At 37.3% G+C, this 22113-nt stretch carries 15 protein-coding genes; 11 read left to right on the top strand and 4 right to left on the bottom strand.

All coding sequences use genetic code 11. From position 1 onward, the window contains the following. Nucleotides 1-17: 17 nt before the first annotated feature. Both J0M37_15165 and J0M37_15160 read left to right on the top strand, forming a co-directional pair. The gene (locus J0M37_15165) at nucleotides 18-368 is read left to right on the top strand and encodes a hypothetical protein (GenBank protein MBN8586429.1); all 351 of its coding nucleotides are present in this window, start codon (nucleotides 18-20) and stop codon (nucleotides 366-368) included. 202 nt (nucleotides 369-570) lie between these two features. After that, entirely contained in the window at nucleotides 571-2049 is a 1479-nt protein-coding gene (locus J0M37_15160; protein ID MBN8586428.1) for a glycine--tRNA ligase, read from the top strand. Nucleotides 2050-2224: 175 nt separating this feature from the next. On the opposite strand, the gene J0M37_15155 is transcribed toward J0M37_15160, so the two are convergent. Then, on the bottom strand, nucleotides 2225-2569 hold the full coding sequence (locus tag J0M37_15155) for a hypothetical protein (GenBank protein MBN8586427.1): 345 nt from the start codon (nucleotides 2567-2569) through the stop codon (nucleotides 2225-2227). 255 nt (nucleotides 2570-2824) lie between these two features. Continuing rightward, nucleotides 2825-3184, bottom strand: a complete 360-nt coding sequence (locus tag J0M37_15150; protein MBN8586426.1) for a hypothetical protein — start codon at nucleotides 3182-3184, stop codon at nucleotides 2825-2827. A gap of 981 nt (nucleotides 3185-4165) precedes the next feature. Here J0M37_15150 and J0M37_15145 point away from each other — a divergent pair. From J0M37_15145 to J0M37_15125, 5 genes are read left to right on the top strand one after another with little or no spacing between them, the layout of a single operon-like run. After that, the gene (locus tag J0M37_15145; protein ID MBN8586425.1) at nucleotides 4166-5446 is read left to right on the top strand and encodes a glycosyltransferase; all 1281 of its coding nucleotides are present in this window, start codon (nucleotides 4166-4168) and stop codon (nucleotides 5444-5446) included. Between the two features lies 1 nt (nucleotide 5447). Beyond that, a complete protein-coding gene (purD, locus tag J0M37_15140; GenBank protein MBN8586424.1) occupies nucleotides 5448-6722 on the top strand; it encodes a phosphoribosylamine--glycine ligase in 1275 nt (424 codons plus the stop codon). A gap of 23 nt (nucleotides 6723-6745) precedes the next feature. Beyond that, nucleotides 6746-7666, top strand: coding sequence for an NAD-dependent epimerase/dehydratase family protein (locus J0M37_15135; protein MBN8586423.1), 921 nt, complete (start codon nucleotides 6746-6748; stop codon nucleotides 7664-7666). 16 nt (nucleotides 7667-7682) lie between these two features. Further along, complete coding sequence (gene meaB / locus J0M37_15130) at nucleotides 7683-8615, top strand: methylmalonyl Co-A mutase-associated GTPase MeaB (GenBank protein MBN8586422.1); 933 nt, start codon at nucleotides 7683-7685, stop codon at nucleotides 8613-8615. Nucleotides 8616-8647: 32 nt separating this feature from the next. After that, nucleotides 8648-9793, top strand: coding sequence for an acyl-CoA dehydrogenase (locus tag J0M37_15125; protein ID MBN8586421.1), 1146 nt, complete (start codon nucleotides 8648-8650; stop codon nucleotides 9791-9793). Between the two features lie 106 nt (nucleotides 9794-9899). Here J0M37_15125 and J0M37_15120 read toward each other — a convergent pair whose 3' ends face one another. Together J0M37_15120 and J0M37_15115 are read right to left on the bottom strand one after the other, a co-directional pair. Continuing rightward, nucleotides 9900-10673 carry an ABC transporter permease gene (locus tag J0M37_15120; protein MBN8586420.1) on the bottom strand — a complete coding sequence of 258 codons (774 nt, stop codon included), beginning with the start codon at nucleotides 10671-10673 and terminating at the stop codon, nucleotides 9900-9902. Nucleotides 10674-10739: 66 nt separating this feature from the next. Beyond that, nucleotides 10740-12170, bottom strand: coding sequence for a hypothetical protein (locus tag J0M37_15115; protein ID MBN8586419.1), 1431 nt, complete (start codon nucleotides 12168-12170; stop codon nucleotides 10740-10742). A gap of 342 nt (nucleotides 12171-12512) precedes the next feature. On the opposite strand from J0M37_15115, the gene J0M37_15110 reads away from it, so the two are divergent. The 4 genes from J0M37_15110 to J0M37_15095 all read left to right on the top strand — a co-directional run bounded on the left by J0M37_15110 (nucleotide 12513) and on the right by J0M37_15095 (nucleotide 22109). Then, a complete protein-coding gene (locus J0M37_15110; protein MBN8586418.1) occupies nucleotides 12513-14156 on the top strand; it encodes a T9SS type A sorting domain-containing protein in 1644 nt (547 codons plus the stop codon). A gap of 168 nt (nucleotides 14157-14324) precedes the next feature. After that, nucleotides 14325-17162, top strand: a complete 2838-nt coding sequence (locus J0M37_15105) for a S8 family peptidase (GenBank protein ID MBN8586417.1) — start codon at nucleotides 14325-14327, stop codon at nucleotides 17160-17162. Nucleotides 17163-17299: 137 nt separating this feature from the next. Next, the gene (locus tag J0M37_15100) at nucleotides 17300-19066 is read left to right on the top strand and encodes a T9SS type A sorting domain-containing protein (GenBank protein ID MBN8586416.1); all 1767 of its coding nucleotides are present in this window, start codon (nucleotides 17300-17302) and stop codon (nucleotides 19064-19066) included. A gap of 88 nt (nucleotides 19067-19154) precedes the next feature. Next, nucleotides 19155-22109: a TonB-dependent receptor gene (locus tag J0M37_15095; protein ID MBN8586415.1), complete on the top strand. Its 2955-nt coding sequence runs from the start codon at nucleotides 19155-19157 to the stop codon at nucleotides 22107-22109. Nucleotides 22110-22113 lie beyond the last annotated feature (4 nt).

Here is a 22113-nt window from a genome sequence, read left to right as displayed (position 1 = left end):
AAAATTAAAACAATCCCATGAACAAAAAATATATACTGAGCCTGATCGTATTATTAATTGCAGTGACAGCATGCAATATCGTAGAAAAAGAAGTGAACAAATTAACCGGACACGATGAAGAAAAGATCAAACGGCTTAAAAAAGAAGGCGTAAAATGTGAAGCTGAGATCTTAAAAGTTGAAGATATGAATATCACTGTCAATAAAAATCCAATGGTCAGAATGTATCTCGAAGTAATGCCTCCGGGAGAGCCATCATTTGACGCGCAGGTTGAAATGGTTGTGTCACGCGTCAATGTTCCGAGAAAAGGTGATAATGTAACGGTTTATTATAATCCGAAGGATAAGAGTGATATAATAGTTGAGTAGACCTTGATTACCATGATTACCTTGATTTCTATGATTTTCATGATTTCCACGATTAGACCGAATCAGGACTATCTCTTTTAATCAATACTTACTATCATAGTAATCCTTTAATCATGTCAATCATGGTCAAGTTTCTGTGTTTTTTCAAAATTCCCAAACCGTTATCTTTGCCTTTCACATAAAAATCAAACATTTATATATAATGAAGAACGATTCAAAGAGTAAACAGGGCAGCAATGCCTCAATGGATAAAATTGTATCCCTTGCCAAAAGGCGCGGATTTGTATTCCAGTCATCTGAAATTTACGGCGGCCTGAATGGCTGCTGGGATTTTGGACCGCTGGGCGTTGAGCTTCTCAACAACATTAAGCAGGCATGGTGGCAGGCAATGACATACCGCGATGATGTTGAAGGGCTGGATGCTTCAATCCTTATGCATCCAAGGGTGTGGGAAGCATCAGGCCACGTTGAGAATTTCACTGATCCAATGGTTGACTGCAAGCAGTGCAAAGCTCGTTACAGGGTTGACCTGTTATTTGAGACACTCCCTAAAAAAAGCAAAAAGCACATTGAAGATAAAATTAAAACCACTTTAGGCTATGAAGAGGCTTCTTCCAATGAAGCATCGATAAATAATTATTTCAGTGATAATATTGATCTTTTTACAGCTGATATAACATGCCCCAATTGCGGTAATACAGGTACTTTCACAAATGCGCGTAAGTTCAACCTGATGTTCAAAACATATATAGGGGCAATTGAAAGCGAAGATTCAATTGCTTATTTAAGGCCTGAAACAGCGCAGGGAATATTTGTGAATTACGGCAATGTAAAGGAATCAACCCGGCAGAAACTGCCCTTCGGTATTGCCCAGATAGGAAAAGCATTCCGCAATGAAATTAACACAAAGAATTTCTTATTCAGAGTGCGTGAATTTGAACAGATGGAAATGCAGTATTTTGTAAAGCCCGGCAGTGATGATGAGCTTTATAATGAGTGGAAAGAGCGCCGCATACAGTGGTGGGTTGATCTCGGTATTAAGCGTGAGAATCTGAACTTTGCCCCGCACCCGGCAGATAAGCTTGCGCATTACGCCAAGGCCGCAGTTGATATTGAGTTCAAATTTCCCTTTGGCTTCGGTGAAATTGAAGGAATACATAACCGCAGTGATTTTGACTTAAGCCAGCACACCAAGTTCAGCGGCAAAAAGCTGGATTACTTTGATGAGCAGAACAAAGAGCGTTTTATACCGTATGTCATAGAAACATCAGCCGGCGCAACGCGCGGATTTATGGCATTTTTATGCAATGCATTTGATGAAGATGAAGCTCCGACATCAGAAGGTAAATCAGAAGTTCGTACAGTTCTGCACTTTCACCCAAAGCTTGCGCCGATAAAGTGCGCTGTTTTCCCGCTGGTTAACAAAGACGGGCTTCAGGAAATATCACAAAATATTACTCAAGAACTGCAGAAGTCATTTAAGGTATTTTATGATGATTCAGGCGCAGTGGGCAGGCGTTACCGCAGGCAGGATGAATGCGGAACTCCTTACTGTGTAACTGTTGATTACGACACTTTAAAAGATGATACCGTTACAATCCGCGAACGTGACAGTATGCAGCAGGAGAGGATTCATAAGGATAAGATAAAGATGTATATTCTTGAGAAGATAAATAGTTGAGTTGTGAAGCAGGTGGGTGAGTAAGTTTGCAGGAATAATATTTCGACACTGTAGGTATCCGCCTAATTATAATGTTTTACAATCACAATAATTAAGGATATAAAAAATCCCCGCTTATTTCCTTGGTGAAATGGCGGGGTTTTTTGATAATTAAACTGTTAAATTATTCCTAAGGTTATTCCAACTCAGTAGGAGGAAGCAGAATTATGGTTTTTGAATTACAAAGATCAACATCCTGCATATAATAGTATTTATCATCTTCGCCGCGATAGCGAATATCGTAAATACAATTTGTGCTGTCAACTTTTTGTGTAAACTCAAATGACTGATTAATTCCAACTTTCCCGCTGATGTTAAGATTGAATCCCCAGTTATTAGCATCGTTGGGTGAAACCCGCACACCTTTCAATATCATACCTGAATTGTTTGTGACTTTGTAAACCAGGTTTTGTGAGTAAGATGAAGAGCTGAAAATACAAAGCGTTAGAAGTGAAGCTGCAGCGAAGATCATCTGTTTCATGGTAACCTCTTTCAGAAAAATTATAAAATGTTTGTTAGACTTTTCATATTCCCCAACAAAGTATTTCTAAAATCAGTTCATTGAATTTTTATAAAAAAATTTTCAATTCTTGATTCACAAAAAATCCCCGCTCATTTCCTTGGCGAAATGGCGGGGTTTTTTTATATAAAGGGGAGACTAACCCCTTTTTATTTTCAGGCAGTATAAAATTGCCCCCCACGGGCTGCTGCCTGCTATGGTTAATTCAGGTGATGTTTATTTCATCTTTCCTCTGTCATCCTGGGCAGGATTAGTGAGTGTAATTGTAGTTGTAGTACAGAGATCTACATCCTGGAGGTAGTAATAAGTGCCGTCCTCACCCTGGTATCTGACATCATATATACAGTTTGCCCTGTCAAGAGGCTGCGTGAATTCAAATGACCTGTCAACAGCCACGTTTCCTGTGGTGTTCAGGTTAGTACCCCATGTATTGGCGTCATTTGGTGAAATGCTTACGCCTGTTATCACCATACCAGAGCTGTTGGTAAAGCTGTAGGTGGTGATTTGGGCGCTTGAAATGTTAGTGAATATGCAAAGCGCTAACAGCGCAAATGCGGCTAAGATGTGTTTTTTCATTTTGTCCTCCCTTTAAAAGAGAATTGTTTCATCGAATTTTTTTTCTGAAACTTTATGGCTTATAATTTTTAAGCGGTATAATTTTTGATAGGCTGGTAATATATTTTTATTATTGCATTAATAATTAAAAACCTTTGGTATACAAATAGGGTTCTCATAACTATCTTCTGCAAAAATTAATTTTTCATAAACGCTGGTATAACATCTATATGTAATTTGAATTTCTACAAACCAATTTTTTTGAAATTGGTTTGACAATTCTGTCTGAAATAATTGTCATACATTATGAAAATGTACAGGCTCTTATTTAAAAATATTAAAAAATAACAACAGAATTCATGGCACGCAAATTGTATTACAAGAATACAGGATTCAGCGTTCTGTTAAATAAAGGTTCACAAAAAGAAATTATTGAGGTTAATAATATTATAATTCCCCGGTGAACTTAAAACTGGAATATACGTGTGGGTTAGAACCTGTACATATATTACAACAAGAAATATGAATACGGATGTAACCTGTTTAATACAGATTTCGGAAGTATACATTAATGAACTCAGCCTGTGGCTGGGTAATCATAAATTTCAAAGATTCACCGGGTATTTTAAACATGGAATTGTGGAAAAACAATTTTTTAGAATACATATCAACCAAGTTTATTATCCCCGTAATAACACACATATTTTTCCTTCTAATTTCCCCGAATGGACCGAAATATTATAACACTGGTGGTTATAAGCTTCGGAAGCCATTCAATAAAAGGCGGACTCAGTTGAGTTCGCCTTTTGTCTGTCTGCCAGTTAGAATTTCACAATCTTTTTTAATTGTTGAAAGATTATTAAAATAAATTCAATATTCACAATATATAAGGCTTATATGTTCGATTTATAGTGCATTACTATATAAATTGAATGAAACTCAATTTTTAATTAACTTTGAAATTACTCAAAAAAACAGATTTTTGGAAAAATTCACGGATTATTGAAGAAAGTATTAATAATATCATATTACTTTCCGCCAATGGGTATGGGCGGCGTTCAAAGAACTGCTAAGTTCGCCAAATACCTGAATCTATATGAGTGGCAGCCTTATATCCTAACGGTAACTCCAAAACTGTACCTTGCGAGTGATTATTGTTTATTGCATGAGGTCGAAAAAGCCGGTGTAAAAATTTACCGCACTGGTTCAGGCGAGCTTGAAACCAATGGCCACAAGGTTGTTAAATTTAAAAATGATTCAAACCGCAAGTTATTAAGCAATATTTCGCAAACCTTCTTAATACCCGATTCAAAAATATTATGGAAAACCAAAGCTGTTGAGCTTGCCTCTAAAATTATAACAGAGAACAATATTGAAATGCTTTATGCAACAGCTCCTCCTTATACTGATTTTCTGATAGCTTGCGAACTTAAAGAAAAATTCAATATCCCCCTGGTAATTGATTACAGGGATTCATGGATAGACTGCCCAAATAATTTTTATCCAACCCCTCTGCATAAAAGCAAACATAAAACCCTGGAAACGGGTGTGCTGAAATGCGCGGATAAGATTATAACAATAAATGATAAGATAAAAGAGCTGATCCACTTAAGATACCCGTTTGTAAATGATGAAAAAGTCTCCGTAATTCCGCAAGGATTTGACCCTGATGATTTTAACAGGACTGCAGTAAAGCATAATGAAAAAATGCGGATCTCATATTCAGGCAGTTTCCTTAATTATTACACACCTAAACATTTTATTGATGGTTTAAAGCTTGCTGTTGAGAAATTACCTGAGCTGAAAAGCAATATTAAAGCATACTTCATTGGTACTTTCCCTGAGCAGTATAAAGATTATATAAAACAGCAGGGACTTGAAGAAGCTGTTAATATAGTCGGATATGTTGAACACTCAGTTTGTACAAAATACCTGGCAGAATCAGATGTTCTTTGGATGATGATAAACAAAAGCGAGCGCTCAGACCTTCACTCAACAGGTAAACTGTATGAATATTTCGGCGCTAATAAACCGATCCTTGCTTGTGTGCCTGAAGGCGTAGCAAGAAGATCACTTGATATGCATGGCGCTGTTATACTTACTGAACCCAATGATGCAGCTGCAATAGCTGATGCAATATTAAATTTCTACGAAAAATTTAAGGCAGGCAGCCTGCCTGTGCCGAATGAGCAGGTAACCGGTATGTATGACCGCAAACGCCTGACCGGCAAACTTGCAAATGAATTTAACCTGCTTTATAAAAGTGAAGAGGTGAGTGCCTGATATGAAAGTACTTGTTATAGGTTCCGGCGGAAGAGAACATGCAATTACATGGAAGCTTAAGCAGAGCAAGAATGTTACTGAGCTTTTTTGCGCACCGGGCAATGCCGGTATTAATGAGCTTGCAAATTGTGTTGATATAAAAGCAGATGATATCGAAGGGTTACTCAAATTTGTCAAGGAAAATAATATAGAGCTCACAGTTGTCGGACCTGAAGTTCCGCTTGAAAAAGGTATTGTAGATTTATTCAATAAGGAAGGGCTTTTGATCTTCGGTCCGCAAAAAAGTGCAGCAAAGCTTGAACACAGCAAGATATTTGCAAAAGATTTCATGAAGCGCAATAATATTCCCACTGCAGAATATAAGACTTTCAGCTTAAGCCAAAAAGCCGAAGTGTTTGATCACATCAGTACTGCGACATACCCGCTGGTCATCAAAGCAGACGGGCTGGCTGCAGGCAAAGGGGTTATTATCTGTACCAATATTGATGATGCTATTAAGACCGTTAATGAATTATTTGATGATAAGATATTCGGCTCTGCAGGAGACAACATTGTCATAGAACAGTTCCTTGAAGGAACAGAGGCATCTGTATTTGCAATTTGTGACGGAACAGATTATATAGTGCTGCCAGCATCTCAGGACCATAAAAAAATTGGCGACGGCGAAACTGGTAAAAATACAGGCGGAATGGGAGCATACGCTCCTGCTGATAAAGCTGTAACGCCTGCAATAATGAAAAGTATCAGGGCAAAGATCATTGAGCCTGTATTGAAGTATATGAAAAGTGAAGGAAATGAATTCAAAGGCTGTTTATATTGCGGTTTAATGATAGATAAAACCGGGGAGCCGTATGTAATTGAATTCAATACCCGGTTTGGCGATCCTGAAACTCAGGTTGTTCTTCCTCTCATAAGCAGTGATATAACAGAAATGTTCACAGCATCAGCTAAAGGAAAAATTAAAGATTATAAGCTGACACTTAATAACGGGTATTGCTGCACAGTAGTTCTTGCTTCAGCCGGCTATCCTGATGAGTACGAAACAGGCAAAGAAATTAAAGGGCTTGAAGGCATTTCACCTGATGCTATAGTGTTCCATGCCGGTACAAGTTTTGAGGATGGAAAAGTGTTTACTGCGGGAGGAAGGGTCATAAATGTTACCGGTATATCACCTATAGGGCTAAAGGAAGCGATAAATATAGCATATCATAATGCAGCAAACATAAATTTTGAAAATAAATATAACAGAACTGATATAGGTTTAAAGGGTCTGTAATAATAGTGAAGGATAATTTTTAAATGAGAGTTTTAGTAACCGGTGGTGCAGGATTCATAGGGTCAAACATTGTTGATGCTTATATAGAAAGTGGTCATGAAGTTATTATTGTGGATAATATGTCAACCGGGGTAAAGGAATATATTAATCCAAAAGCTAAGTTTTACGAAATGGATATTTGTGACAGCGAGATATCGAAAGTATTTACTGAAAATAAGATCGATATTATCAATCATCATGCTGCGCAAATAGATCTCAGGAAATCAGTTGAAGACCCGAAATTTGATATAAATGTAAACATTGCAGGTTCTGTGAACCTGCTGGAAAATGCAAGGATTCACGGTGTTAAAAAATTCATCTTTGCATCAACAGGCGGCGCAATTTACGGCGAGCATGAATATTTCCCGGCAGATGAGGATCATCCTGTCAGGCCTTCAGCTCCCTATGGTATAAACAAGAACTGTGTAGAAAAATATCTGTATTATTATAATTTTGTTTACGGACTTGATTATGTAGTGCTTCGTTACGCAAATGTTTACGGGCCCAGGCAGAATCCGCATGGTGAGTGCGGCGTAATTGCTATTTTTACAGATAAGATCTTAAGCGGCTCTCAGCCGCTGATAAACGGTGACGGCAAACAGACGCGTGATTACGTATTTGTGAAGGATGTTGTAAAAGCTAACGTACTTGCTCTCGAGGCCAAAGGCCCGGTGATCTATAATGTATCCACAACCCGTGAAACAGATGTAAATTACATTTTTGACAGGATAAATCATTACGCCGGTACAAAGTTTGAAGAAAAACACGGTCCGGCAAAGCTTGGCGAACAGATGCGTTCAGTTTTAAGCTTTGAAAAGATCAGTAAAGAGCTTGGCTGGCAGCCAGAAACAGATATTGAATCCGGTTTAAAAATAACTACTGAATTTTTCAAGAACAAAAAATAATATATTTATATAAAAAGTGTTAGATCATTTAGCTGAAAAAATACTGAACTCAGAAAAGACTGCAGTCGCAAGAGGGATATCCCTTGTAGAAAATGAATCAAAGCAGGCAGGTGAGCTTTTAAAAAAGCTTTACAAAAATACCGGCAAAGCTTATCTTATCGGAATCACCGGACCTCCGGGTGCAGGCAAAAGCACAATTACAAATGCGCTTTCTAAAGTATTAAGAGCTAAAGGATATAAAATTGGAATTATTGCTGTTGATCCAACCAGTCCGTTTACCGGGGGGGCTTTACTTGGCGACCGCATTAGAATGCAGGAGTCAGGTACTGATGATGATGTTTTCATCAGGTCAATGGCAACACGCGGCAGCTTAGGCGGACTTTCTAAAAAAGCAAAAGAAGCCTGTGAAATACTTGATGCAAGCGGTAAAGATTTCATTATTATTGAAACTGTTGGCGTTGGACAAAGTGAGCTGGATATAGCCCAGACCGCTGATACAACAATTGTTGTGCTTGTTCCTGAATCAGGTGACGCAGTGCAAACAATGAAAGCCGGGCTTATGGAAATAGGTGATATATTTGTAATCAATAAATCAGACAGGGAAGGCTCAGAAGCGCTTGGAGTTGCGCTCAGAACTATGCTTCATCTGAAAATGACCAGGGAAAGTGACAGGGAAATACCCGTGCTTAAAACAGTTGCTTCAAGAAACAAAGGAATTGATGAGCTGTATGATTTTATCATGCTGCATAAAAAGTATCTTGAAGAAAAAGGTAAGCTTCAGCTAAAACGCAGAGAAAATCTGATAAAGCAGATAAATGAGCTGGTAAACAATAAGCTTGAAAATAAATTCTGGACTGATGAAAGAAAAGCTCTGCTTGATAAAGAGATCGCAAAAATTTCCGAAAGGGAAGTTACCCCTTATGATTTTGTAGATGAGCTGTTTACTTAAATTAAAAATTAATAACTTAAAAAATATACAGCATGAATTTTAATTTATCGGAGAGTAATTTAGAGATACAGAAGCTAGCCCGTGATTTCGCTCAGAACAGGATAGCCCCTGTGGTTATGAAGTATGATGAAACCTCAGAATTCCCCTGGGAAATTGCTAAAGAGCTTGGCGAAATGGGCTTTTTAGGTATAATGTTCCCTGAAGAATATGAAGGCTCTAATTTAACTATATTAGACTATGCTATAATAGTTGAAGAAATTTCCAAAGCAGATCCTTCAATGGGCTTAACTGTCGCTTCGCATAACGGTTTATGTACAAACCATATTTATACCTTTTCTAACGATGAATTAAAAAAGAAATATGTTCCCGATCTTGCATCAGGCAGGAAACTTGGCGCATGGGGTTTAACTGAAAATGTATCAGGCAGTGATGCTGCCGGTATGGCAACAACTGCTGTTAAAGATGGCAACTACTACATTCTAAATGGCAGCAAATGTTTTATAACCCAGGGCGGTGTTGGTGAAACAGCAGTTGTTACTGCGGTTACAGATAAATCCAAAGGTTCACGCGGTATTTCTGCATTTATAGTAGAAAAAGGCTTCGAAGGATTCAGCGTTGGCAAAAAGGAAAATAAGCTTGGAATGCGCTCAAGCGATACATGTGAGCTTATCTTTGATAACTGTAAAGTACCCGCTGAAAACCTTATAGGAAAAGAAGGTGAAGGCTTTAAACAGTGCATGCAGATACTTGATGGCGGAAGAATTTCAATAGCTGCGCTTTCTGTCGGCATTGCACAGGCTGCATTAGACCATTCCGTTAAATACGCCAAGCAGCGCAAACAGTTCGGCAAATCACTTTCCGAATTCCAGGGCATACAGTTCAAAATTGCTGATATGGCAACTGAAGTTGAAGCTGCAAGGCTTTTGACTTATAAAGCCGCGGTAATGAGAGATGAAGGCAAGGATTTTAAATTCGCAGCTTCACTTGCAAAATATTATGCAAGTGAAATAGCCTGCAAAGCTACCAATGAAGCTATACAGATACACGGCGGATACGGATTTATTAAAGAATTCCCCGTAGAAAAATTATACCGTGATGTAAAGCTTACAACAATAGGCGAGGGAACTAGTGAAGTACAGAAAATGATCATGGCAAGAGCCCTTGTTGAAATGTATTAAATCATAATTTACTTATTTCAAAATTGAGATATTAAAAAAGCCGTTTAGTAAAACTAAACGGCTTTTTCTCTATATAGTATTTCAGTTAAAATGTGTAAAATTTTTATTACCCGAATATTGTAGTCCATAAAACATAATCAAGTATCAGTGTCATTGATGCAGCAAGTACGAATGCCCTGATAGTCGCATTACCAACTCCAAGGGCGCCGCCTTTTGCATGAAGCCCTACATGACAACCTAATATAGAAATTGAAGCTCCGAAGAAAAATGCTTTTATCAAGCCTCCGGCAATATCTTTAATTTCAAATACACGTTTTGCGCTGGTAAAAAATACCTGGAATGATACATCCATAAAAAAATATGATACCCCGAATGCACCAAGAATAGCAATGGTATTGGCAATAACTGTTAAAACTGGCAGCATCAGGATACTTGCTAGGAATCTTGGCATTACAAGATATCTTACAGGGTTAATTGCAAGTGATTCAAGCGCATCGATCTGTTCTGTGACCTTCATAGTCCCGATCTCAGCAGCAATAGATGCGCCGATCCTGCCGGCAAGAACAATTGCCGTTAGAACCGGTCCAAGCTCGATAAAAATAGCTTTTGTTACAGCAGAACCAAGATATGATAAAGAAATAAATCCCTGGAATTGGTATGCCGCCTGCCAGGCAGAAACCGCACCGGTAAAGAAGCCGATTATAATTACAAGAGGAATTGAACCAACTCCAATATGTTCCATCTGATCAAGAATCAGCTTTCTATCTCTGAAAACCCTGGGTAAACTGATGATAATACCCCATATTAACAGCGAAATCCGGCCGACTTCAAGGAAAAAGAACTCAATTCTATCAATAAACCAATCAAAAATTTTAAGCATATCTCTCAAATATGCCTATTATAGTATAGTTAATCAATTCATAAATATTTTTAATTTATAAAAATATTATTTGCTGAGTTGCATCAATTGTGTATTTATCCAGTCTTTGGCGTAAATAGCTTCTTCTTTTTTCAGGTATGAACTGAAAAGCCTGTAAAAGGCTTTATCATACTTGTTTTTGAGCTTAAGAAGTTTTAATACAGAATTCAAAAAATTGTTTACAAGTAAATAGTTAACACCCAAAATATGTTTTTTCCTTTTTATGTAATGTTTCACGCTGTCAATTATATACATTAAAGATTCGGTGTCATTCAATTCGAAAAATAACTTGATCCTTAAAAGCCTTATTCTTAAGTAAAAATAAAATTCCCTAGATGTTATTAAGCTAAGCTCAGTCAATGAATCTGAATATTTCTTTTCATGGAGTAAAATGCTGGCATTAACAAGATGAATAATATCATCCTTACCGATTTCCTGCAGCAGGTTTTTGTATTTATCAAAAAAATAAACCGCCCAGTTTTTATTAAAAGATAAACCCGTTATTACTGCATTCATAAAATCTATATTGCTTATAAAACCTTCTGATGTAAATAAATTTTTCTTATCCATCAGCATGTAAGCGTTTACGATCTCATTCCCGAATCTTATCCTGTTGAGTAGAGTTCTGTCATCGCAATTATCCTTATAATCCATCAGAAGGTCTTTGAGCTCTTCTTCATTTAATATTTCTATAACCGAAAAAAAATATTTTTTAAACTGGTTAAAACAGGTTACTTCATTTTTCTCTTCATTCATTTTTAATGAAAGGTAATAACAATAGATCAACGGCTCTTCATTTTTAAAAGTACTTTCGTTACGGGAAATGTAGCCGGTAATTTCCTGTTTAAAATTAAGCATATAATTTGCTCCAAGAGTTGTTTCCCTGCTTTGTTTGGCAGCCATAATAAATGCTTTCAGCTTTTCCAGTATAAAATATTTATCTGCCGAGTCTGACAATTTCTGAAATGCCATTTCACGGCTGTAGAGCAAATTCACAAAAGAAAGCTCATTTCTGAATTTTTCGATTAAAAAATTTCTACGGTATATTCCGCTTTTCAGCTCAGCATTAACGGTATTTATTGTTTTTAAATTATTGAGCACGTCCAGTGTGTTTGTAAAAGCTTTTTTCCTGAAAAGGATTTTCAATAGCAGCTCAAGCTTAGCTGTTTGATTATTTTTGATGTACTCATTGATAAAAAACACATAAATTAATTGTGTAAATTCATTTAATACACGATTGAACCTGTATTTATTTATTTTTTTCCCGAATATTTCTTTTGCGAGTGTTTCATTAAAAAAAATTGATCCTGCTTCAAAATTTTTCTTCTTTAAATAATTAAATAACGCTGTTATTTCAATGCTTCTGTTAAAATATCCTGAAGTAATGAATGATTTTAATTTTTTCTGATCCTTTTGATCCATCGTCTTAATTAATTCAGCAAGTTTATTAGATCTCATATAGCTTTATATTTATAAGTAATTTCTGATTATTCAAAATTAAACAACAATAAGGAAAATATACAGTTATGTAATTTTCTCGTCTAAAATCTTTGTTACTAATTTTTATAAAACTGTCTTTTATAAAGGTTTAAAATCTGCATAAAAACGGGCATATTCTTCATAAATGATATAAATCATGCAGAAATATAATCATCAAATTATCTAAATATTTCTTTGCTTTAAGCTCTCCAAACTGAATAAATTTGTAATAACCGGTTTTAGAATATTCAAATATTAAATAATTTTTTATCTATAAAACTATTATTTTTGTAATACGGCACTAACTAAATTTAACCTGAAATGAAAACAACCTTGTATTTAGCCCTGTTATGTTTGATGGTATCCAACTCAAATTTTTTGCATTCTCAAGGTTCCACTATAACTGAAGTTAATGTAAACGGCAGAACCGTTTACGATATGCAGTCTTTAGGTTCCACGCATATGCTCGAAGTGAATCCCTCAAATCCATTGGAAATGCATGCCTGTTTTTTGGTTTCAACAGATCCACCCCCCGCATACACCAACCGAAATGTCAGGTATTTTTATACATCCAATGGAGGGACTTCCTGGGACTACATTGGCGAAGTTGCGCAAACACGCGCAGGATTCCCTTCATTGACATTTACCAATGATAGCCGCGCTGTAATATTAACAAGCAGTTCAGATAACGGCAGCTTAAGAACATTAGTATATGTGGATGTATTCGCCGGAGCGGGTACTTGGACAACCCTGGATCCTGGTTTGGCAAATTCAATAGTTCCTTTAAATCCTGTCGGTATAATAAGGAATACAAATAACCATCTTTTTTTCACCTGTTCACCTTTTAAAAATAGTTGTACTAACTTTAATCCACCCGGTACATTTTCCGGATATACGAACATAGACAGTTTCTCTTCACCCATAATGAGCGCTATAGATGTCACACCTGATAAAATAGGGATAGCCTTTATAACATCAATGCAAACTAATGTAGCGCCCGGCTCAGTGAAATTTATTGAATCAAGTAACAGCGGACTAAGCTGGTCTGAACCCGTGACAATATGGGCGGCTAATTATAATACCGATAGTCTTGCAGCGCTTAGAGGTATTGATTGTTCTTATTACGGCGAAACCCCAAGTGTAGTATTTGAAGTGTGTAAAAGATCACCTACAAGCGGTGAATATTTTCCGAAGAAAATAAGTCATATAATTTTTTGGTCTCCAACTGTTAATAACGGTAGTCCTCAAAAGATAGATTCTTCCATGGGATTAACCGGTTCAAATCCTACTAACGATGTTTTTAGCGGTGTTTGCAGGCCAGTAATCGGATATTCTGTGTTTAGTTCTGTTTACTTTGTAGCTTATTGTAAAGCGAGAAATGATACAGATGCTGCCGGAAACAATTTTTTTGATATTCACTTAAAGTGTACTGTAACTTCAGGTGCTTTATGGGGTACTTCATATCAAATCACAAACACATCAGGACCACTGCGGGATTTCAGGTATCCAAGTATTGCTGAACAAAATAATGCAATTCACATAACAGCTCAGCGCGACTCAATTCCGGGAAGCAGTATTAACGGCTCAAGTACATCTAACGCACAAATTGTGTTTATAAAGGTATATGATAACGGTCTTTCGTGCAGTCCTATCGGGATTCAAAATATTAATAATATTATTCCGGAAGAATTCGAACTCAAGCAAAATTATCCAAATCCGTTTAATCCGGTTACACAGATTGAATTCAGTGTTCCGGTAAATTCATTTGTAAAGCTGAAGGTATACAATTCAGCTGGAGAGCTTGTAAGCATACTTGCGGAAGGTGAAATGGCAAGGGGCAGTTACAAAGCAGATTTCAATGCGGCAAATCTAGCCAGCGGTGTTTACTATTATGTAATGGAATACAATGAAGAAAATTCAGGCAGGTGGAATTCAATTTCCAAAAAGATGGTTTTAATTAAGTGAGCAGACTAATACTTTATTAATATGTGAAGCCGCTGTTTTTGTAAATAAAACTAAAATAGCAGGTTAATAATATTCAAATACACGCTGAAATAGTAAAAAAGCATTGAAAATGTTTAGTTTTATATATAGATTGTACTATTAATTCAACTAAATTTAATTGTATTTGAAATGAAAAAGTACTGGCTGTTTTTACTTTGCCCAATGTTATTATCATTTTTCAGCTTTAAGGATAGCCCGGATCTTAAGTATAAAAAGATCGGTGACAGGGTAATTTTAAGAACTTCTGACGGAGCAAAATATCAACCCGGAATCATAAATATTAAATTTAAAGCTCCAAATAATAATATTTCCTCACTTTCAACAGCGACCCCTTCAATTGATAATATTATTCAGCAATACGAAGTTAAAAGTGTTTATAAACCATTCCCGTTAAAAAAGGATTTAAGCAAACGTTTGCCCGGTGATGAAGACCTTGACCGTTTTGTTACTATTAAATACAACGGTAATATCGATCCAACAGATCTTTCAAATGAGATACTGAAAGCTAACCGTGATATTCTTGAATGGGCTGAACCCGAATTTGTTTATGAGGCATTATTTGTTCCTAACGATCCTGAAATTGCAAACCAGTATCATATTGGAAGAATTAATTCTTACCAGGCCTGGGATATTACCCAGGGTGATACTAACGTAGTTATCGGAATTGTTGACAGCGGCGGCGATCTGGACCATCCTGATCTTGGCGCGAATATAAAATACCTGTGGACTGATCCCGATGACGGTATAGATAATGACGGCAATGGTTATATAGATGATCTGAGAGGCTGGGATTTTTATAACGGAGATAATGACCCCAATGTAATGGGCGGCAGCGACCACGGTGTTCATGTTTCAGGCTGTGCTTCACAGGTTACTAATAATAATACTCATGGCGCCGGACCCGGATTCAAGGTTAAGCTCAGAATTACAAAACATGCCCCTGACGTTCCGGATAACAATATATATAATTCAAACAGCGGTATTGTTTATCAATATCAAAACGGGGCAAAGGTTATAAACTGCAGTTTTGGCGGAGCTACATTCAGCTCAGCTACTCAGAATATTATCAATAATGCATGGTCAGCAGGTGTTGTTATTTGTGCATCTGCAGGCAATGACGGTTCAAATGTTCCAAGGTATCCCGGATCTTATGATAATGTGATAAATGTTGCTTCTACTAATGCAACAGATGTTAAATCAAGCTTTTCTAATTATCATTCCACCGTTGATATTTCAGCGCCCGGTGAAAATATACTTAGTACTTTATATAATAATATTTACGGACTTAACAGCGGTACATCAATGTCAACCCCGGTTACATGCGGTGTAGTAGGGCTTATCCGTTCCAAATATCCTTCCTGGACAAATACACAGGTTGTCGAAAGGCTGCTTCTTGGAGTTGACAGTATATATAATATTAATCCCACTTATGTTGGTATGCTTGGTACCGGCAGGGTAAATGCATTCAAATGCGTAAGTGATCTTCCGATTATTTCCAGGATCTCGCAGCAGATAAGTGATTCATTATACGGAAATAATGATAAAGTATTTGATATCAATGAAACAGTTACAGTAAACCTGACTTATAAAAATATCTGGCTTGCAGGCAATAATGTTTCTTTAAGGCTAACTTCAAATGACCCTGATGTAGAAATAGTTCAGGATTCAGTATATGCGGGTAACCTTTCGGCATACACAACATATTCTACAGGTATAACCAATACTTTCAGGGTAAAAGCTAAATCAAGCTGCCCGTTTGATAAGGTTGTGACATTTTCATTAAGAACATCGGCTAATGCTTACCATGATAATAACACTGCAAATTTTACAGTTACATTCAGGCAGGGATGGGCTACGCATACTATCAATAATATGAAGCTATCACTTACAAAAGACGGTGCTGTTGGGAAGAAAACACAGGCTTACGGAAGCGGTCTTTCTATACCAACTTATACAGGCAACCAGGTTCTCGAAGGCGGGCTGATGATAGGTGTAAGCAATACAAAAGTTTCTGATGCGGTTAGAAAAGGAACTGCTCCTGCAACTTCTTCTGATACAGATTTCACAGCTATTAATTCATATAACATGACTTTGCCCGGGATTCTTTCAAACGAAGACGGCAAAGGATATTTTAACGATAATGGCGCCGGTTCAAATAAAATTGGGGTAACTGTAAGATCAGAAAGCTTTGCATGGAACACTGCCCCGGATGCAAACTATATAATATTAAGGTATACAATTAAAAATACCAGCGGTGCATCTATTTCCAATATGTATGCAGCTATGTATCTTTATGCTACTCCTAACGGTGTAAATACGAATAACATTACATCGCTTGATACTGCGAACAAGATCGGTTACACTTTTAATAATTCTGCAACAAATCCGTACATAGGCGTAAGCCTGCTTTCAAATCAAAACCTTAATTTTAAAGCGTTGAATGCCAGTGAAGTTTTGACTGGCTTTACCACACAGGAAAAGTGGGATGCGATGAGCAACGGTATAGTAAGCGGTTACCAGGGACCCGGAATAAATTGTTTTGTAATTTCTGCGGGACCCATGAATCTGAATAATAACGATTCCGTTGTTGTTGGTTATGCGGTTGTAAAAGGAAATGACCTTGCTGATCTCAGGAATAATTCAAATAATGCAAAAAATAAATTCGGTGTAATTGGTATCGAACAGATCTCTTCAAATGTTCCTGAACGTTTCAGTCTTTTCCAGAACTATCCGAATCCGTTCAATCCTTCAACTACTATCAGGTTTGATGTTCCGAAAGAAGATATTGTGAAGCTCAGTCTCTACGATATTCTTGGCAGGGAAGTAAGCACAATATATAACGGTAAACTGGGAGCCGGAACATATAAAATAGATTTTAATGCTGCTGAAATTTCAAGCGGTGTTTACTTCTACAAAATAGAAGCAGGGTTCTATTCAGATGTTAAAAAAATGGTGATTCTTAAATAAATTAATGGAAAATTAACAAGGACAAAATTTATTTTTATAATTAAATTACTTGACAAGTTTATTTAAATCTATTATATTGAATTCAAATAATTAGCAAAAATCTCAATTTATTCATAAAAACATAGGAGAAAAATCTAATGTACAACAAACTGTTTACTCTCTTGTTGGTAGTTGTAATGATCGGTGCGGTCAGTACTACTTTTTCAACAGACAGACACAAAAGCTACAAAATTGTATGGAATGGCGACGCTTTAAGAGGCGATAACGGTCCATTTGTTTATAATAGCCAAAGGGTAGATTATGATCTGCAGGAACAACCGATAGTATACCAGCAGTCAGATGCTCCAGCTACCTGGACACTTTCTGAAGTGAATGTGAACGCAAGAACACAGTATGACCTTCAGTCAAATTCTGTATTACAGTATATCTGGCAGAATCCGGCAAATCCACTTGAAATGCATGCTGTATTTATGACATCAACTGATCCGGGTCCGAACTGGGCTGATAGAAACGGCCGTTATTTCTATACATCAAACGGTGGTACTTCATGGGATTATATTGGTGTAGTAGCTACTACAAGGGGCGGTTTCCCGTGTATTACAGCTACAAATGACAGCAGAGCAGTTGTTCTTCTTCATAGCAATGAAGTAAATGCTACAACAAGAACATATTTGTTCGTAGACGTATTTGCAGGCGCTGGTACATGGACAACATTAGATCCGGGTCTATCAAATCCCGCATTAGGAAACATTTGGCCGTATGCATATACTAATCCAACAAATAATCATGTATTATTTATCAGCTCACAAAATGGCGTAGATTCATGTCTGTATAACGTATGTACAAACCTGAACACACCCGGTACATTCAGAGGCTGGACTGCAGTTCCTAACGGTGAAACAGCAGAACAGTATTCAGTTGCTGTTTCTGATGATGGCACAAGATACGGAGTTGCTACATTAACATTATCGGGCGGTGCGCAGTTAATAGAATCAACAGATGGCGGTACAACATTCGGTGCTCCTCAGACAATTCTTAACTGGAACCCGGCAGATAGTATGGGTACAATCAGAAGCATTAACATGGTTTACAAAGGAACACAGCCATGTGTAGTGATCGGTCTTGCACATACAGATCCGGTTGCAGGTACATTCACACCCGGTTTACCTTCAAAGATGGTATTCTGGTCACCTTCAATTAACGGCGGAAACCCCGTTAAAATCGATTCAGCAGACGGTTTAAACGGTTCAAACTCAACAAATGACGTATTCCTTTCAGTTACAAGAGGCGTTATCGGAAGAGGTGAATTTGGCGGCGCTTTATACTGCGCTTATAACAAAGCAAGACAGGATACCAGCAGTATCGGAAACAACTTCTTTGATGTATATTTATCATATTCATTAAATAACGGTGCTACATGGTCAACACCAACACAGTTAACAAATAACAGCGGTCCGTTAAGAGACTATCGTTATGTAGCTATTGCTCCCAGAAATGCAGGCAACACTGTAAATATTATTACACAGGGTGACTCTGTTCCGGGTTCAAACGTTAACGGCGCTCCTGCTTCAACAGCACAGATGATCTATATTAAAGGAACTGACGTAATTGGTATTCAGCCTATCAGCAGTGAAGTACCGACAGGCTTCCAGTTAATGCAGAACTATCCGAATCCGTTCAACCCGACAACAAAGATCAGGTTTGCTTTACCGGTAAGCGGATTTGCAACATTAAAAATATACGATGCAACAGGTAAAGAAGTTGGTAACCTGTTATCACAGAATTTAACAGCCGGAACATTCGAATATGAATTAAAGGCTAATAACTTACCAAGCGGTGTTTATTTCTATAGACTGCAGGCTGGTAACTTTGCAGAAACGAAAAAGATGGTTTTAGTAAAATAAAAACTTAACAGTTTAAGGAGCCCTGGTATGATATAAGCAATTATATCTGCCGGGGCTTTCTTTAAAATAACAAATCGGAGGTAATATAATGAGGCTATTTAACCATTTCTTCTTAGCCCTTCTTCTAATTTTCACAATTGCCACAGTTGACCTCATTTCTCAGACAACCGGTAAAATAGCCGGTGTTGTAAGAGATGATAAAGGTGAGCTTTTGATCGGCGCGCGTGTAGAAATTGAGGGAACTCAATTGCGAAGCGGAACCGATGAAAACGGACAGTACGCAATACTAAACGTTCCGGTAGGCACATATTCAGTAAAATGTACATATGTAGGTTACGATTCCCAGGTTCAGAATAACATCAGTGTGAGCGTAGGTATTACCTCTACTGTTGATTTTTCACTTTCTGTGGGCGGAGTTGTAATTGATACAACCGTTATTATCGCAAAAAGAAAAACAATAGATAACGGAAGCGGTAAGATCATAGGTTCGGAATTTATCGATAACACCGGTATCAGGGGTATCGAAAATATAGTTGCAAAAACAAGCGGTGTTGTACAGGATGAAAAAGGCCAGAATATTAATATCAGGGGCGGCAGAACCGGTGAAACCCAGATCATTATTGATGGTATAGTTACAAATAATCCGTTAGACAGAGGTTCTACGGCTAACGTTTCAAACGGTGCTCTTCAGGAGCTTGCCGTATTAACAGGTGGTTTCAGCGCGGAATACGGTAACGTGCTCAGCGGTGTTATCAACGTTACAACAAAATCTGCACAAACAAATTATACAGGTTCTGTTGAAGTAGTTTCTGACGTTATCGCAGGTGATTATATTAAAACAAAATCACAGGGCTATAATATTTACAGTGTAAGTATCGGCGGTCCTGTAATTCCTACAAAAAAATTATCAAAATATTGGTCAATTTTCGGAAGTTATGAAAAGACCTATAATTTAGTAGACCAGCCTGTATCAACCAGCGTAGCTGAGCTATGGGCTGAAGATGGAATTCTTCCTAACTTTTCAAGAGCTGGTCAGTCCTATACCGGTAAAACAATAATCAGTATCAGTGAAATGACCAAAGGTAAAGTTAATTTAACATTAACCGGCGGCTTTTTTGGAAATGAAGAAACTTCAAGATTGTGGACCGGTTCATTCGGAAAATTCAATTCATACCACAATCCTTTAGTAAAAGATGACAATAAACAGGGCTATGTAAAAATTAACCAGTCATTTGGTTCAAAGACATTTTATGACCTGCAGGCTTCATATCTGCAGTCAACCTATAAAAGAGGTGATGGTATTTTCTTTGTTGATGAACTGATCCCAAGCCTGCAGGGTAAAGATGGAAATGTTTATCCTTCAATTCTGGCTTATGGCGATACAAATACTGTTCCCGGTATTTCAGGTATGGGCGGTACAGTATCGTCAAGCGCTAATTTCAGGGTTTTCAGGAATCCCGGAACAGTAAGTGGCCTATATGAAAAACAGAAAACAAATGCATTATCTTTTAATTTGAACTTCACTCACCAGGTACTTACAAAAAAATTCGGTAACCATGAGTTAAAATTTGGCGGTGAATTTAAACAGTTTAAAGTAAGAAGTTATTCAGCTAACGTAATAGGTTTTGGCTCATTGCCCAATCCAAATAAATATGCTAACGGTCAGGGTAACGGATCAGTTATCAATAATCCGGTGATAGATGAAAACGGTGCAAACTCCAACTTTATGGAAGCATACGGATATGATGTTTATGGTAATGAAATCGAAGAGGATTATATAGTAAACGGATTAAATGTAACAGAAGGTCCTAAAAAACCAAGAATAGGCGCATTCTATTTCCTTGATAAAATGGAATTCAATTATTTCAATACCAATATTGGTATCAGGGTAGATTATATGGATCCGAATACATTGGTTCCTATATCATATGAAAATTTAAAAGGATCTGATGGTGTTTTAAACGAAGCAGATTATACAACAGTAGAAAAAACAATTGAAGTAAGCCCAAGGCTTGGCTTCTCATTCCCGATAACCGATAAAACAGTTTTCCATGCACAATATGGAAAATTCATTCAGCTTCCTGCTCTTGAAAACCTCTATGAAAACCAGAGGGTAATAAGAGATCTGGCTGATGGCGGTGTAGGATATTTCACAGTATTTAATAACCCATTGTTAAAACCTGAAAGAACAACAGCATATGAGCTTGGCGTTAAACACACAGCCGGTGATTATGTAACAGTTGGTTTAACAGCTTACTATAAAGAAACATCAGATCTTATCCAGGCTAAAAATATAAGAGCCCAGGATAATTCATATACTTTCGCACTATATGATAATGGTGACTTTGGTATAGTAAGAGGTATTGATCTCAGCCTTGATCTCAGAAGAATCAACCGTTTGAGAGCTACAATTTCATACGGATTGGCATTTGCATCAGGTACTGGATCGGATATCAACTCTCAGAGCAATATTGCTTACAATGGTGATGAACAGCCTAAGATTCCAACAGCACTTGACTACGACCAGAGACACACAGGTTCAATTGAACTGGATTACAGGTGGGGAACATCAGATGTACCCAAAGGATTCTGGGGCGGAGTGCTTTCGCGTTTAGGCTTTAACGTTTTATTCAGCTTTAACAGCGGCAGACCTTATACACCTTCAGATAACTCTATAGACGTATTAGGTGTAGTTAGTTCTGTTGGCGGAAACAGGCCAATAGCTCCGCTTAATTCAGCTTACTCACCTTGGAATTTAAGGCTTGATCTAAAAATTGATAAAACATTCAAGATCTTAAATAAATTAAATGCTAATCTTTATTTGTTAGCAATTAATGTACTTGATCAGGAATTAATTAATGATGTATTTGCTACATCCGGAGAAGCCGGCAACACAGGTTTCTTAGATAGTTACCAGGGCCAGTTATGGGCACAGGCTAACGGACAGCAGGCAGTAGATCTTTATAAAATCAGGTCACATGCTATTAATAATTACGGTCCGCCAAGACAGGTTAGGCTCGGATTCAGATTATTCTTTAATTAATTAT

This window comes from Ignavibacteria bacterium (assembly GCA_017303675.1).
Lineage (GTDB): Bacteria > Bacteroidota > Ignavibacteria > Tepidaquicellales > OLB5 > OLB5.
This window is presented reverse-complemented; position numbering and strand designations above follow the sequence as displayed.

Coding starts and splice junctions, on each gene's coding strand:
- J0M37_15115 (MBN8586419.1), bottom strand. CDS start 12,170: ATGAGATCTAATAAACTTGCTGAATTAATTAAGACGATGGATCAAAAG.
- J0M37_15160 (MBN8586428.1), top strand. CDS start 571: ATGAAGAACGATTCAAAGAGTAAACAGGGCAGCAATGCCTCAATGGAT.
- J0M37_15165 (MBN8586429.1), top strand. CDS start 18: ATGAACAAAAAATATATACTGAGCCTGATCGTATTATTAATTGCAGTG.
- J0M37_15100 (MBN8586416.1), top strand. CDS start 17,300: ATGTACAACAAACTGTTTACTCTCTTGTTGGTAGTTGTAATGATCGGT.
- J0M37_15125 (MBN8586421.1), top strand. CDS start 8,648: ATGAATTTTAATTTATCGGAGAGTAATTTAGAGATACAGAAGCTAGCC.
- J0M37_15105 (MBN8586417.1), top strand. CDS start 14,325: ATGAAAAAGTACTGGCTGTTTTTACTTTGCCCAATGTTATTATCATTT.
- J0M37_15120 (MBN8586420.1), bottom strand. CDS start 10,673: ATGCTTAAAATTTTTGATTGGTTTATTGATAGAATTGAGTTCTTTTTC.
- J0M37_15155 (MBN8586427.1), bottom strand. CDS start 2,569: ATGAAACAGATGATCTTCGCTGCAGCTTCACTTCTAACGCTTTGTATT.
- J0M37_15150 (MBN8586426.1), bottom strand. CDS start 3,184: ATGAAAAAACACATCTTAGCCGCATTTGCGCTGTTAGCGCTTTGCATA.
- purD (MBN8586424.1), top strand. CDS start 5,448: ATGAAAGTACTTGTTATAGGTTCCGGCGGAAGAGAACATGCAATTACA.
- J0M37_15110 (MBN8586418.1), top strand. CDS start 12,513: ATGAAAACAACCTTGTATTTAGCCCTGTTATGTTTGATGGTATCCAAC.
- J0M37_15095 (MBN8586415.1), top strand. CDS start 19,155: ATGAGGCTATTTAACCATTTCTTCTTAGCCCTTCTTCTAATTTTCACA.
- J0M37_15135 (MBN8586423.1), top strand. CDS start 6,746: ATGAGAGTTTTAGTAACCGGTGGTGCAGGATTCATAGGGTCAAACATT.